This is a genomic window from Mycobacteroides sp. H001, assembly GCF_001440005.1.
GTDB classification, from domain to species: Bacteria; Actinomycetota; Actinomycetes; order Mycobacteriales; family Mycobacteriaceae; genus Mycobacterium; species Mycobacterium gwanakae.
In genome coordinates, this window is record NZ_LJYH01000021.1 from 665,947 (window position 1) to 680,928 (window position 14,982).

Annotated in this window: 10 protein-coding genes; 7 read left to right on the forward strand and 3 right to left on the reverse strand. The window is 64.6% G+C overall.

The genetic code is table 11. The features are described from left to right. Positions 1–43: 43 nt before the first annotated feature. Positions 44–2,050: a cytochrome c oxidase assembly protein gene (locus AOT83_RS05300; protein ID WP_057964982.1), complete on the forward strand. Its 2,007-nt coding sequence runs from the start codon at positions 44–46 to the stop codon at positions 2,048–2,050. On the opposite strand, the gene atzF is transcribed toward AOT83_RS05300, so the two are convergent. Then, complete coding sequence (gene atzF, locus AOT83_RS05305; protein WP_057965169.1) at positions 2,047–3,660, reverse strand: allophanate hydrolase; 1,614 nt, start codon at positions 3,658–3,660, stop codon at positions 2,047–2,049. The genes AOT83_RS05300 and atzF overlap by 4 nt on opposite strands. 190 nt (positions 3,661–3,850) lie before the next feature. On the opposite strand from atzF, the gene ssb reads away from it, so the two are divergent. From ssb to AOT83_RS05330, 5 genes are all read left to right on the forward strand, one after another. Next, the gene (ssb, locus tag AOT83_RS05310; protein WP_057964981.1) at positions 3,851–4,333 is read left to right on the forward strand and encodes a single-stranded DNA-binding protein; all 483 of its coding nucleotides are present in this window, start codon (positions 3,851–3,853) and stop codon (positions 4,331–4,333) included. 118 nt (positions 4,334–4,451) lie between these two features. Continuing rightward, positions 4,452–6,125 carry an energy-dependent translational throttle protein EttA gene (gene ettA / locus AOT83_RS05315; RefSeq protein WP_030095083.1) on the forward strand — a complete coding sequence of 558 codons (1,674 nt, stop codon included), beginning with the start codon at positions 4,452–4,454 and terminating at the stop codon, positions 6,123–6,125. Positions 6,126–6,352: 227 nt separating this feature from the next. Further along, positions 6,353–11,023, forward strand: a complete 4,671-nt coding sequence (locus AOT83_RS05320) for an NAD-glutamate dehydrogenase (RefSeq protein WP_030095084.1) — start codon at positions 6,353–6,355, stop codon at positions 11,021–11,023. Positions 11,024–11,060: 37 nt separating this feature from the next. Beyond that, positions 11,061–11,489 (forward strand): thioesterase family protein, encoded by a 429-nt coding sequence (locus AOT83_RS05325; RefSeq protein WP_030095085.1) that lies wholly within the window; start codon positions 11,061–11,063, stop codon positions 11,487–11,489. Beyond that, complete coding sequence (locus AOT83_RS05330; RefSeq protein WP_030095086.1) at positions 11,486–12,133, forward strand: hypothetical protein; 648 nt, start codon at positions 11,486–11,488, stop codon at positions 12,131–12,133. Before AOT83_RS05325 ends, AOT83_RS05330 begins: the two co-directional genes overlap by 4 nt. Here AOT83_RS05330 and AOT83_RS05335 read toward each other — a convergent pair. Both AOT83_RS05335 and AOT83_RS05340 read right to left on the reverse strand, forming a co-directional pair. Further along, complete coding sequence (locus tag AOT83_RS05335; protein ID WP_057964980.1) at positions 12,130–13,719, reverse strand: glycoside hydrolase family 13 protein; 1,590 nt, start codon at positions 13,717–13,719, stop codon at positions 12,130–12,132. The two genes, AOT83_RS05330 and AOT83_RS05335, sit on opposite strands and share 4 nt — an antisense overlap. A 52-nt stretch (positions 13,720–13,771) precedes the next feature. Further along, on the reverse strand, positions 13,772–14,179 hold the full coding sequence (locus AOT83_RS05340) for a globin (protein WP_030095088.1): 408 nt from the start codon (positions 14,177–14,179) through the stop codon (positions 13,772–13,774). Positions 14,180–14,416: 237 nt separating this feature from the next. On the opposite strand from AOT83_RS05340, the gene AOT83_RS05345 reads away from it, so the two are divergent. After that, on the forward strand, positions 14,417–14,968 hold the full coding sequence (locus tag AOT83_RS05345; protein ID WP_101312223.1) for an HNH endonuclease: 552 nt from the start codon (positions 14,417–14,419) through the stop codon (positions 14,966–14,968). The last annotated feature ends 14 nt before the right edge of the window (positions 14,969–14,982 follow it).

The following is a 14,982-nucleotide window of genomic DNA, read 5'->3' on the forward strand; positions in this document are numbered from 1 at the left end:
AACCGGTGACCGTGCGGATCGCATCTCGCCATACCCTTGACTGGTGACCACCACCTCCACCGCCAGCAAGACCGATTCGCCGATCTGGACGATCGTCGTCGGCCTTGCGGCACTGGCGGGCCTGGTCGCGGCCGCCATCGGCGCGCTGTCACTGGCAGAGGCCCTGCTTGCGACGGGTCTGCCCAACCCCGGCCCCGTCACCTCGTACGGTCTGCCGTTCGTGCGCGCGGCCGCCGAAATCGTCGCCGTGGTCGCCGTCGGCGCCTTCCTGCTCACGGCCTTCTTCGTCCCACCGCAGTCCACCGGCGTGCTCGACGTGGATGGCTACCGCTCGCTGCGCGTCGGCACCGCGGCATCGACTGCGCTTGCGGTGCTCTCGGCGGTCATGGTGCCGTTGTCGATCTCCGATGTGGCCGGTCAGCCGGTGAGCGATTTCGGGCTCGGGGAGCTGTGGACGCTCGCGGGTGAGATCGAAACCGTGAATGCCTGGCGCTGGATGGCCTTCATCGCAGCTGGCGTCGCGATCGCCAGCCGGGTGGTGCTGCGCTGGTCGTGGACACCGCTGCTCGTGGTCGGGTCGGTGGCGACGCTGATGCCGCTGGCCCTGGTGGGGCATTCGGCCACCGGCGGCGCGCATGACCTGGGCACCAACAGCCTCATCATCCATTTGGTATCGGCGGCGTTGTGGGCCGGCGGTCTGGTCGCATTGCTGATCCACGCGCTGCGCGGCGGCGGCTATCTGGACGTGGCCACACGCCGGTTCTCCACGCTGGCGCTGTGGTGCTATGTCGCGATCGGGCTCAGCGGCATCATCAACGCGCTTATCCGGGTGCAGCTTTCGGACCTGTTCACCACCCGCTACGGCTGGCTGCTGGTGGGCAAGGCCACCGCGCTGCTAGTCCTCGGTGTCTTGGGGTATCTACAGCGGCGATCGGCGATCACGGCACTGAGCGAGGAACCGCAGAACCGTCGGCCGCTGATCCGGCTCGCCGGGATGGAGGCCGTCATCTTCGCGGTCACGTTCGGTATCGCCGTCGGCCTGGGCCGCACCCCACCGCCGCCTCCGGTCAATCTCAACCCTTCACCGGTCGAGGTCGCCATCGGTTACACGCTCGACGGCCCGCCGACCCCGCAGCGATTAATGTTCGACTGGCGATTTGATCTCATCTTCGGAACGGCCGCCATCGTTTTCGCGGTCACCTACTTGGTGGGTGTCCGCCGCCTCAAGGCACGTGGCGACGCGTGGCCCGTGGGGCGCACCATCGCCTGGCTGTCCGGCTGTGCCTTCCTGCTCATCGCCACATCGTCGGGTGTCGGCCGGTACATGCCCGCGATGTTCAGCATGCACATGGTGGCGCACATGATGCTCTCGATGCTGGTGCCCGTGCTGCTGGTCCTCGGTGGCCCCATCACGCTGCTACTTCGCGTGTTACCTGCTGCAGGCAAGGGGGATCCGCCGGGTCTGCGGGAATGGGTGCAGCTGCTGTTGCACAGCAGCTTCTCTCGCTTCCTGACCCATCCACTGGTGGCGACATCGCTGTTCATCGGCGGGTTCTACGGCCTGTATCTCAGCGGGCTCTACGACGCTGCCGTCGATGTGCATGCTGCGCACCTGGCGATGAATCTGCACTTCCTGCTCAGCGGATACCTGTTCTATTGGGTGGTCATCGGCATCGACCCGTCGCCGCGGCGCCTGCCGCCAGTGGCCAAGCTGGGCATCGTGCTGGTGTCGCTGCCACTACATGCCTTCTTCGGTGTCATCTTGATGGGCACGAAATCGATTCTGGGCGAAAAGTTCTACAGCAATCTGGCACTGCCGTGGCGGATCGACCTGGCCTCCGACCAGCACATGGGCGGCGCCATCACCTGGGCGACGGGAGAGCTGCCGCTGCTGGTGGTGATGATCGCCCTGGTCATCCAGTGGTCGCGTTCGGACGAACGGCTGGCTCGCAGGCAGGACCGCGCCGCCGACCGTGACGACGACGCAGACCTGGCCGCCTACAACGCGATGCTCGCCAAAATGGCTCAGCTGGACGAGAACTCGCGTTAGTTCACCGCGCCCGCAGCGATGGCCGCCGGCCAGCTGCCATGTTCGCTGATGTCGATACCTGCCTGCGCGGCGCCGCCGTCACACCCAAAGCCGGTGCGCCACACGCCGTCTTCGCACTCCACCTTGCCCAGCAGCATGGGCTCGGGCAGCTGCGCGAGGAAAGTGCCCAGTGCGGCAGGGGATAGGCGCCAGATTTCTCCGCCGATGCTCACCCCGTCCTCTACCGAGCGGGTCAGGCCAGGCTTAGGGGGAGTGGTGCGCAGCGCCGCCATCCGGTACTTCGAAGCGGTACGGACCGGACCCACCCAGCGTGCACCCAGATCGGTGAGCTGAAACTCCAAGGGACCGCCCTTGAGATGCGCGCCGAACACCGCGAGCTCATAGGACAAAGTGATCGCGGTCGGCCAAACATCTTGTTCTGCAGCATCTCCGGTGATCAGAGCGGCGATGTCGAAGGCCACCGCATCATCGAAGGCGCGTGCCAGGACCGTCACCCCGAACTGGGCGTCACCGGCGGTACCGGCGGGCACCGCGACCGCGCACAGGTCGAACAGGTTGCAGAAGTTGGTGTAGGTGCCCATCGTCGCGTTGACACCGATCGGGTCGGCCTGTACCTGCTCGATCGTCGGATGCAGCGGCGCCGTGGGTACCAACAGCGCATCCGCGCCCGCCAGGGTGGCCATGGCCTCGTCGCGCAGGCGCTGCACCTCGGCGCGATCGCGCACCAAGCGGTGTGCGGGGATATCACGTGCACCGGAAACAATCTGCGCAACAGTGGGATCGAGTGCCGCCCCGGGATTGGCGTCGATGAACTCGCCGACGGCCGCGTAACGCTCGCTGACCAGAGCGCCCTCGTACAGCAATTTCGCGGCGGCAAGGAACGGAGCCAGATCGATCTCGACGATCGTCACTCCCGCCGCGCGTAGACGCTCTACGGCCGCCTGAAAAGCGTTGCCCCACACCTTGTCGAGTGCGGGCAGCTCACGCGGGACGGCGACGGTGGGCTGAGGAGGCGCCGCAAGCCGGGTGTTGGCGGGCCACAGCCGGGGCCCTGACGCGGCACTCATGGCGGCCATCGCCCCATTGGCGGTGGCCAGTGACGCGGCGAAAATAGTTACACAGTCATAGGATTCGCAGGCCGGGACCACGCCCTGGGTGGAGATGACGCCGACGGTCGGTTTGATCCCGACAATGCCCTGCAGCCCCGCCGGGACGCGCCCCGAGCCGGCGGTGTCGGTACCGATCGCGATATCCGCCTCGCCGGTGGCCACGGCTACGGCGGATCCCGAGCTGGAGCCACCGCTGATGTATTCGGGACGGCGTGAATCCGGCACCGGGCCGTACGGAGAGCGCGTACCGACGAGCCCGGTCGCGAACTGGTCCAGATTGGTCTTGCCGACGACAACGGCACCGGCCGCGCGCAAGGCCGCGACCACCGGTGCATCGTGCTCGGGAATGTAGGCGTATTCCGGACAGGCGGCCGTGGTCGGCACGCCACCGACGTCTACGTTGTCCTTCACCGCGAGCCGAATGCCGGCCAACGTCCCTGATGAGGCCTGCAATTCGGCGGCGATGTCGTCTTCGGGGCGCTGCATGATCCAAACCGTCATGTCAAGCAAGGTACGGGGGGCCGGACTCATCGGCCAGTTGTCCCCAATCTCGCATTCATCCACAGCTGTCACCGGAACGTGCCCACATGTCGGTCCGCGGTGTCGGTGCGTGGCGGGTTACTGGAGTGGCCAAGGGCACCCGTTCGGCGGTGCCGAGAAGAGATATAGAGATTGAGGAAAGGCACGAACCATGTTTGAAACTCCAGTGACTGTGATCGGCTCCATCGTCGGAGACCTCAAGCGGCGCCAGGTCGGCTCCGACGAAATGATCAAGTTCCGCGTCGCCAGTAATGCACGCCGACGGCGTGACGACGGCAGTTGGGTGAATTCGAACTCTCTCTTCATCAATGTCACCTGCTGGGGACGTCTAGTCACCGGGGTGGGTGCTGCGCTGGGGAAGGGAGCGCCGGTGATCGTGCACGGTCATCTGCATACCAGCGAGTTTGAGGACAAGGACGGCAACCGCCGTCAGGTCACAGAGATGAAGGCGATCGCTGTCGGGCCGGATCTGTCCCGGACCATCGCGCGGATCGAGAAGGTCGGGTACACCGGTAAGCAGGAGGACACCGAGGCGGTGGAGCAACCCGATACCGGCACCGAAGACGCCACCCCGGAGCTCTCGGAAACCGACGAGAGCAGCGAGGAGTCGGTGAACCTGCGCCTTAGCGCGTGATCTGCGAGCTGACACCGGCGACCGCGCGGTCGCCTCTCACCTAGGATGGTTCGGGCAGCCCACCAGAACGGTCGTGAGCTGCGGCTAAAGAACTTAGAGGAGAGGCGACAGCGCGGCAATGGCTGAGTACATCTACACGATGATGAAAGTCCGCAAGGCGCATGGCGACAAGGTCATCCTCGACGATGTCACCCTGAACTTCCTGCCCGGCGCCAAGATTGGTGTGGTCGGTCCTAACGGTGCCGGTAAATCCAGCGTCCTGAAGATCATGGCCGGGCTGGACAAGCCGAACAACGGCGAAGCATTCCTGGCCAACGGGGCCAGCGTCGGAATCCTGATGCAGGAGCCGGAGCTGGACGAAACGAAGACGGTGCGCGAGAACGTCGAGGCTGGCGTCGCGCTCAAGGGCAAGCTGAATCGGTACAACGAGGTCGCCGAATTGATGGCCACTGACTACTCCGATGAACTCATGGAAGAGATGGGCAAGCTCCAGGAAGAGCTGGACGCCGCCGATGCCTGGGACATTGACTCGCAGCTGGAGCAGGCCATGGACGCGCTGCGCTGCCCGCCACCGGACGAGCCCGTGACGCATCTGTCCGGGGGCGAGCGCCGCCGGGTCGCGCTGTGCAAGCTGCTGCTGTCCAAGCCTGATCTGCTGCTGCTCGACGAGCCCACCAACCACTTGGACGCCGAAAGCGTGCTGTGGCTTGAACAGCACCTGGCCAGCTACCCGGGTGCCATCCTGGCCGTCACCCACGACCGGTACTTCCTGGACAACGTGGCCGAGTGGATCCTCGAGCTGGACCGCGGCCGCGCGTACCCCTATGAGGGCAACTACTCCACCTACCTGGAGAAGAAGGCCGAGCGCATCGCCGTGCAGGGGCGCAAGGACGCCAAGCTGCACAAGCGTCTGCAGGAAGAGCTCGCATGGGTGCGTTCAGGCGCCAAGGCCCGTCAAGCCAAGAACAAGGCACGGCTCGGGCGCTACGAGGAGATGGCCGCCGAGGCGGAGAAGACGCGGAAGCTCGACTTCGAGGAAATCCAGATTCCCACCGGCCCGCGCCTGGGCAATGTGGTGGTCGAGGTGAGTCATCTCGACAAGGGATTCGAGGAACGCGCCCTCATCAAAGATCTCTCGTTCACGCTGCCCCGTAACGGCATCGTCGGAGTGATCGGCCCCAACGGTGTCGGTAAGACCACCCTGTTCAAGACCATCGTCGGGTTGGAGAATCCCGATGGCGGCGAGGTCAAGGTGGGCGAGACCGTCAAGCTGAGCTACGTCGACCAGAGTCGTGCCGGTATCGATCCCAAGAAGAACGTCTGGGAGGTTGTTTCCGACGGGCTCGACCACATTGTGGTCGGTCAGAATGAAATGCCTTCGCGGGCTTATGTTTCCGCATTCGGCTTCAAGGGGCCGGATCAGCAGAAGCCTGCGGGCGTGCTCTCCGGCGGTGAGCGCAACCGTCTGAACCTGGCGTTGACCCTCAAGCAGGGCGGCAACCTGATCCTGCTCGACGAGCCCACCAACGACCTTGACGTCGAAACCCTGAGCTCACTGGAAAACGCACTTGAGCAGTTCCCGGGCTGCGCGGTCGTCATCTCGCACGACCGGTGGTTCCTGGACCGCACCTGTACGCACATCCTGGCGTGGGAGGGAAGCGACGACAACCCTGCTTCCTGGTTCTGGTTTGAAGGCAACTTCCAGGCCTACGAAGAGAACAAAGTGGAACGTTTGGGTATCGATGCAGCCAGACCTCATAGAGTTACCCACCGCCGCCTGACACGCGACTAGGGTGAGATTGCGTGCCGAAACCCGGTACGCAAACTCGGCCAGGAGCGTTCTGCGTGACTGTTAACACAGGGACCACAACTTCCGAAAACACGCCATCTGCCAATGGATCTGGCGTGCCCACCATCGAGGCGCTGAGCGCTGCGTTCAGCCACGCCCGGTATGCGGGGGAGATGGATTGGGACGAGGTGGCCGACGCAGATGGGCACACCGCGACACCGGCGCCGCCGGTGCGCGAGGCCCTCATGCGCGCGCTGCTGCGGTTGGCCGCACGGCGAGCGCCGCACGAGATAACGATGGCCACCTACCGCAACGGTGACGACGCGGGGCTGGGAACCGCTCTACAACTGGTCACCGATTACACGCCGTTGCTGACCGAATCCATCACGGTGCTGCTGCGCCGTCAAGGTGTGGCGATCGTCGACCTGATGGACCCGGTCTTCACCGTGAAACGTGCCGCCGATGGCACGCTGCTGTCGGCGGTCCCGGTGGAAAACCTGCAAAGCGATATCGCGCCCGATACCGAGTGCTGGATCCACCTGCAGCTGCCGCCCTCCATTGACGCCGAGCGTCTGGGATTCATCGAAACGCAGCTACCGCACACCCTGGAGGACGGCAGCCACGTCGCCGCGGATACCGATGCCATGCGTGATGCGGTTGTCGAGCTGGCCGGCGCTCTGGACGCCTCGGCCGGTAGCGCCAGGTTCTCGTCCGCCGAGCTGACTGAGGTCGCCAACCTGCTGCGTTGGCTCGTCGACGGAAACTTCACCATATTGGGCTACCAGCGCTGCACCGTCGAGAACGGTCGCGCAACCGCTGACGAGTCGAGCCGGCTCGGCCTGCTCAAACGCCGCGAAGAGGTACTGCCGCAGCTCACCCATAACGACCAGCTACTGGTCCTCGCGCAGGCCACCACACCTACCTATCTGCGATACGCCATCTATCCGAACATCGTGGTGATCAGACAAGAAGACGGCAATGGTCCGGCCGTCGAGCATCGCCTTGTCGGTGTCTTCACTGTCGCCGCGACCAACGCCGATGTGCTGGCCATCCCGGTGATCTCCGACCGCGTGCATCAGGTGCTCGGCCGCTCAGATGCCAGCCAGGACTCGTTGGCGGGCCACATGCTGATCGAGTTCATGCAGAACCTGCCTCGTGCCGAGCTCTTCGCATCGAGTGTCGATCGGCTCTACGACGTGGTGACCGCCGTGAGAAACATTGGCGCGCATCCGGGTTCGCTACTGTTCCTGCGCGCCGACGAGTTGGGGAACTTCGTCACGGCGCTGGTGTACCTGCCTCGCGACCGCTACACCACCACGGTGCGGCTGGCCATGCAAGACATCTTGGTGCGCGAACTCGGCGGTACCGGTATCGACTACACCGCTCGTGTCAGTGAATCACCCTGGGCATTGGTCCATTTCACCGTCCGCATGCCGGAGAACAGCCTGCACGGCAGCGTCGACACCTCGGAAGCCAACCGGGTGCGCATCCAGGCGTTGCTCACCCAGACCACCCGGACCTGGAGCGACCGTCTGGTCCGCGCGGTGCGCCCCGATTCACCGATCGACCGCGCCTGCGCGGAGCGCTACTCGGTCATCCTGCCCGAGGTTTTCAAGACGAATGTGCCGCCCGCAGAGGCTATTGCCGACATCGCAAGAATCGAAGGGCTGCAAGAGAACTCCATCGACCTGGCCTATGACGCCGACGAGCTGGGCACCGGCGTGCTTAGCATGTACCTCGGTGGTCGCTCGGCCTCCCTGAGCCAGGTGCTGCCGGTGTTGCACAGCATGGGCGTCGACGTGCTCGAAGAACGCCCGTATCACTTCACCCGGCCGGACGGTCTGGCGGTCTCGCTGTACGCATTCCGCATCGTGGTGCACCCGGCGATCACCCGTACCTTCGATGCCGAGGGCACCGCGCGCCGCGCCGAACTGCTCACCAACGCCATCGACGATGTGTGGCACGGCCGTGTCGAAATCGACAGATTCAACGAGCTGGTGCTGCGTGCCGGGCTCACGGCTGGACAGATCACCATCCTGCGCGGTTATGCCAAGTACCTCCGGCAGGCCGGCTTCCCCTACAGCCAGGCGCATATCGAGACGGTCCTAGCCGATAACTCCCAGACCGCACGCGATTTCGTCGAACTGTTCGAAGCCCGATTCGACCCCGCCGTCACCGACGACACACTGGCCGATGCCAAGGCCGCCCAAGTGCTCGCCGAGATCGACAAGGTGGTCAGTCTGGACACCGACCGGGTGCTGCGCGCGTTCTTCGGCCTGATCCAGGCCACCTTGCGTACCAACTACTTTGTGACCAAGCCGGATTCGGCGCGTGCCAACGGCGTGCTGTCTTTCAAGCTCAACCCGCGCGAGATCGCCGAGCTGCCCGAGCCACGGCCCCGCTTCGAGATCTTCGTGTACTCCCCGCGGGTGGAGGGAGTGCACCTGCGCTTCGGCCCGGTCGCCCGCGGCGGGCTGCGCTGGTCGGACCGCCGCGAGGACTTCCGCACCGAGATCCTTGGTCTGGTCAAGGCGCAGGCCGTGAAGAACGCGGTCATCGTTCCGGTCGGCGCCAAGGGCGGATTCGTTGTCAAGAATCCGCCGGCCAGCACCGGCGACGCCGCCGTCGACCGCGACGCGTTCCGCGCCGAGGGCGTCGAGTGCTACCGGCGCTTCATCAGCGGTCTGCTCGATATCACCGACAACCGCGACCGCGCGACTAATGCGGTCGTGCCCCCCGAGGGAGTGCGGCGCCGTGACGGCGACGACCCGTACCTCGTTGTCGCCGCCGACAAGGGCACCGCCACCTTCTCCGATATCGCCAACGATGTCGCCCTGTCGTACGGGTTCTGGCTCGGCGACGCGTTCGCCTCGGGCGGCTCCGTCGGCTACGACCACAAGGCCATGGGCATCACCGCTCGCGGGGCCTGGGAGAGTGTGAAACGCCACTTCCTGGAAATGGGGATCGACACCCAGACACAGGATTTCACTGTCGCGGGTGTCGGTGATATGAGCGGAGACGTCTTCGGCAACGGCATGCTGCTGTCCCAGCACATCAAGCTGGTGGCTGCCTTCGACCACCGGGACATCTTCTTAGATCCGAACCCCGATCCAGCATCGTCCTGGGCTGAACGTAAGAGGATGTTCGCGCTGGAGCGCTCCAGCTGGGCCGACTACAACGCGGCGCTCATCAGCCCGGGGGGCGGTGTCTTCAGTAAGGCACAAAAATCCATACCGATCAGCCCCGAGGTCCGTGACGCGCTCGGAATCGACAGCGACGTCAAAGAAATGACACCTCCGCAGCTCGTCCGCGCGATCCTGCTGGCTCCGGTCGATCTGTTCTTCAACGGCGGCATCGGCACCTACGTCAAGGCCGAGAGCGAATCGCACGCGGACGTGGGGGACAAGGCCAACGATGCCGTTCGCGTCAACGGAAACCAAGTGCGCGCGCGAGTGATCGGCGAAGGTGGCAATCTTGGCCTGACATCGCGGGGCCGTATCGAGTTCGAGCTCAACGGCGGTCGGGTCAACACCGACGCACTGGACAACTCCGCCGGAGTAGACTGCTCGGACCACGAGGTCAACATCAAGATCCTGATCGATTCGCTGGTCAGCGCCGGCAAGGTCGAAGCCTCCGAACGGACGGCATTGCTGGAGTCGATGACCGACGATGTTGCCGCCCTTGTATTGGCCGACAACGAATCCCAGAACAACCTCATGGGCACCAGCCGGGCCAACGCGGCCTCACTGCTGAGCGTGCATGCGCGCCAGATCGCCTACCTGGTTGCCGAACGTGGACTCGATCGTGAACTGGAGGCGTTGCCGTCCGAGAAGGAGATCGAGCGCCGCGCGGCACTCGGGATCGGTTTGACCTCACCGGAATTGGCAACCCTCATGGCACACGTCAAGCTCGGGCTCAAGGACGATCTGCTGGCCAGCGACGCCCCGGATCAAGAGGTCACGCTGCGCCGCATGGTGCACTACTTCCCGAACGTGCTGCGTGAACGGTTCGACGCGGAGATCCGCCAGCATCCGCTGCGCAAAGAGATCTACGCCACCATGCTGGTCAATTCGGTGGTCGACTGCGGCGGAATCACCTACGTGTACCGGCTCTTCGAGGATGCCGGAACGGGTTCGGTGGACGGGCTCAAGACGTATGTGGCCGTGGAGGCCATCTTCGGACTGCGCTCATTGTGGGACCGCATCCGGCATGCCGATGTGCCAGTGGCGGTTTCGGATCGGCTGACGCTGGACATGCGGCGCCTGCTGGACCGTGCATCGCGGTGGCTCATCAGCTACCGGCCGCAGCCTCTGGCTGTCGGCGCCGAGATCAACCGGTTCGCGCAGGGTATCGCCGAGCTGACCCCAATGCTCACCACCTGGCTGCGTGGTCACGACCTGGAGATCGTCACCAAGCAGGCCGAAGACCTGATGGAGCTGGGCGTTCCGGCCGATCTTGCCCGTGATGTGGCCGGCTGCCTGTACGGCTTCAGCCTGCTGGACATCATCGACATCGCCGACATCGCCGATCGTGACGGTGCGGAGGTTGCCGATCTGTACTTCACCCTGATGGACGACCTGCGGGTGGACGATCTGCTGACCGCGGTCTCCCAGCTCGAGCGCAACGACCGTTGGCATTCCCTGGCCCGGTTGGCGATCCGTGACGACATCTACTCCTCGTTGCGGGCGCTCACCATGGATGTGCTCTCTGTCGGCGAGCCCGATGAGACTGGCGAGCAGAAGATCGCCGAGTGGGAGTTCACCAACGCCTCGCGCCTGGAACGGGCCCGCGGTACGCTCGCGGAGATCTTCGCGTCGGGTGAACCGGACCTGGCGACGTTGTCGGTGGCAGCACGCCAGATCAGAGGGATGATCAGGAGCAGCATCAGCGGTCCTGCATGATGGTGCGATGAGCGTTAGCGAAGAGCAGCAGACACCGATGAGCATCGGCGACAAGCCAGGTTATGTCGCGGCGGTGCCGGTCCGCTGGTCCGATATCGACATGTACCAGCACGTGAACCACGCGACGATGGTGACGATCCTGGAAGAAGCGCGAGTGCCGTTCCTGCGGGACGTGTTTGGCGCCGAGATCACCACCACGGGCCTGCTCATCGCCGATGTTCACGTGAAATACAAGGGGCAGGTGCGGCTCGCCGACTCTCCACTGCAGGTGACCATGTGGGTCTCGAAGATCAGAGCGGTGGACTTCACGATCAACTACGAGGTGCGTTCGGTGAACGCGGCGCCGGATTCAAAACCCGCGGTGATCGCGGACACCCAGCTGGTGACTTTTCACCTGGACAGCCAAACCCTGTTGCGTCTCACCGATACCCATCGCGAGTACCTGCAACGCTGGTCGCGACCGTGACCGAGGCCCCGCTGCGGGTGCCCGACGCCTTCGACCGCAAGGACCTGGCGACGTTCCTTACCCGCGCCGCACGACTGGACGAGTCCGCAGTGGTGCGGCTGCGTCTTCGAGACGACGGCCGGATAGTCGTCTGGACCGCAACACAATTCGACGTGCTGGCCTGCCGCGCCGTGCGCGGTGAGCTGAGAACCCCCGATATCACCGCCGCAGTCGACGAAGTGCTGCGTGGCCTACAGGCCCCGGACGCAGACGGCTACGTGCACACGGGTTTCCCGATGGACTCGGTGTGGCGGGGTGCGTTGCCCGCCGATAGCGGATTTGAGTATCTGGACGACATTCCGGCACGGACAGTGCTCGAACTGGCGCAGCGCGGGGGAGAGCTGGCACGCGAACACGGCAGTGCCCACGGTCCACCGGTGTCGCTGCTGGACCAATCCGTCGTGACGGTCGATGGAACCGATGGCCGACCGGTCGACGTGCCGATGCGATGCGTATTTGCTTTGGCAGCAATGGGATTTGTGCCCACTAACCCTGCCGAGGATGAACCGGTGCGGGTGCGCGCCGTGCCCGCATGGTTACGGCTGGACGCCCGCTTCGGATCGGTGTACCGCCGCCGGACCGATCTGTCGCTATCGGTCCGCTAGACGATCCAGGCCGCGGTATTGCGTGGCAGCTTGCCGTTGACGAGCGGCCCGCTGGTCAGGATGACCTCGCCCGCAGGCAAGTCCACCAGGTCGCTGCTGACATTCAGGGCGCAGGTCAGCCCGCCGCCCTTGACGCGGAACGCCAGCGCGCCCGGTGGGCTGCCGTACCACTCCAGGCTGGTGCCGTTGAATTCTTTTCGGTTCTTGCGTAATTCGATGGCACGCCGGTACAGCGACAGCGTGGAATCGGCCTGTTCCAGCTGATGTTCGACGGTGAAGTCGGCCCAGCCGTGGGGCATCGGCAGCCAGGTCTGATCGTTGGACGAGAAGCCGTACGGTGGGTCGGTGCCCTCCCAGGGGATCGGAACCCGGCAGCCGTCGCGACCCCGTTCGGTGTGGCCGGAGCGTTCCCACACCGGGTCCTGCAGAGCCTCGTCGGGTAGATCCACATTCGGCAGCCCCAGCTCGGAACCGTTGTAGATGAACACAGTTCCGGGTAGCGCAAGCATCACCAGGGCCATGGCCCGGGCCCGCCACTGGCCGATCTGGCCGTTGCCGTAGCGCGTCACCTCGCGCTCCACGTCATGGTTGGACAGCGTCCAGGTGGGGGTTGCGCCTACGGAATCGACTGCAGCAAGGGAATTTTCGATGGCGGCGCGGATCTTGTCCGCGTCGAAGTCGGCCTCTACCAGCTTGAAGTTGAATCCGAGATGCAGCTCGTCGGGCCTGACGTACTCGGCGAAGCGAGTGTTGTCGTTGACCCAGATCTCGCCGACGGCAACCACATCGCGGTACTGGTCGAGCACCTTGCGGATCTTGCGGTGGTACTCGTGTACGCCCTCGTTGTTGAAACGTGGGTCCTCATCGGCGATGTGCAGCATCGAGGTTTCGGTGTCCTCGATATCGGGAAGACCCGGCGGCTTGGCCATGCCATGGGCAACATCGAGCCGGAAGCCGTCAATGCCACGGTCCAGCCAGAACCGCAAGGTCTCGGCGAAGTCGTCGAACACTTCCGGGTTGTCCCAGTTGACATCTGGCTGTTCCGGGGCGAACAAATGCAGGTACCACTGGCCGGGTGTGCCATCGGGCTCGGTCACCCGGGTCCAGGCCGGACCGCCGAACACCGAGGGCCAATTGTTAGGCGGCAGTTCGCCGTTGACGCCCTTGCCGTCGCGGAAGATGTAACGCGAGCGAGCCTCACTGCCAGGTTCGGCGGCGAGAGCCTCGATGAACCAGCGGTGCTCGGAGCTGGTGTGGTTGGGCACCAAGTCCATGATGACCTTGATGTTGTGGCGGTGGGCGGAGGCGATGAGCCGGTGCATCGCGATCGATCCACCGAACAACGGGTCGATCTCCCGGGGGTTCGACACGTCGTAGCCGTGGTCGGCCATCGGAGATTTGGTAACGGGATTTAGCCAGATCCCTTGGATGCCGAGCAAATCAAGGTAGCCGAGTTTTGCTGATATGCCATCGAGATCACCTACGCCATCGCCGTCGCTGTCGCCGAACGAGCGTGGGTAGATCTGATAGAAGACGGCTCGCGACCACCAGGGGTCGTCATGTTGGCCCAAGTAGGCGGCGGTCACGGTTGATCATTCTGCACCACGACAGCGCTGGCCTCGAATCGCGATCGACGTATCAGAAGGGTGAGTTGACCATCGACTGCGCCGCCATCTCCAGGTAGCTCCACAGCTGGGCGCGATGGTCGTCGTCAAGGGTGTTCCGGTCGATGGAATCAACGGCGGTCCGCATGCAGCGCAGCCACGCGTCTCGCTCGATGGGGCCGATCCGATACGGCGCGTGGCGCATCCGCAGTCGAGGATGTCCGCGCTGGTCGGAGTAGGTGCGCGGGCCGCCCCAATACTGTTCCAGAAACATCCGCAGGCGATCCTCGGCACCGGTGAGGTCTTCCTCCGGATATAGGGGCCGCAGCACCTCATCGTCGGCGACAAGCTCGTAGAAACGAGCAACGATCGCATGGAAAGTGTCGGCTCCACCGACGGCGTCGTAGAAGTTTTCAGGGGTGGGGGCTGCCACGTCGTCCATTGTGCCGGTACGCACTTGGGTCGGTCAGCCGGGTTGGTTACGCGATGTTCATTGGATTGACCTGCGAACACGGCGCAAATTGTCGTGCGAAGACCGCCGAATCGTGGTGCACTGGTTGTAATGGTGCAACACAAGAAGAGCCGCGGGCACCGGCATAACAGTGCCAGCGCTGGGCCGACCCAGAACGGGTCGGCCCGAATACTGCACAGTGTCCCAGGGACGAGGGTCCCCGGGGCCATCCCCCCACAGCAATCCAACGACGCCGGTTCCCTATGGGGCCGGCGTCGTGTGTTATTGCTGAACTCCACATATGAGCCGCTCACAGCGCTGCCGATGCGCCGTGCGGTGATCATGCTGCTATGCGGCAAGGCCGATGTGGTGCACGACGATCCGGGTGCTCCCGTCATCCATTCGGCCACCACGTCGGTGGCAGTGCCGTCGGTGATCAGGCTCAGGACCTTCGTGCGGGTGCCCTACCGGGCGCGGGTCCCCATGACGCGGGCCGCGCTGATGCATCGCGATCGGTTCCGCTGCGCGTACTGCGGTGGACGCGCCGACACCATCGATCACGTCATCCCGCGCAGTAAGGGCGGCGCGCATTCCTGGGAGAACTGCGTGGCCTGCTGTTCGTCGTGTAATCACCGCAAGGCCGACCGGCTGCTGGCGGACTTGGGCTGGGCGTTGCACACCACACCGATGCCGCCGAAGGGCCAGCACTGGCGGCTGCTGTCGTCGGTCAAGGAACTCGACCCGGCATGGGTCCGATATCTAGGGGAGGGCGCGGCATGACTTCCCGGCGCGGT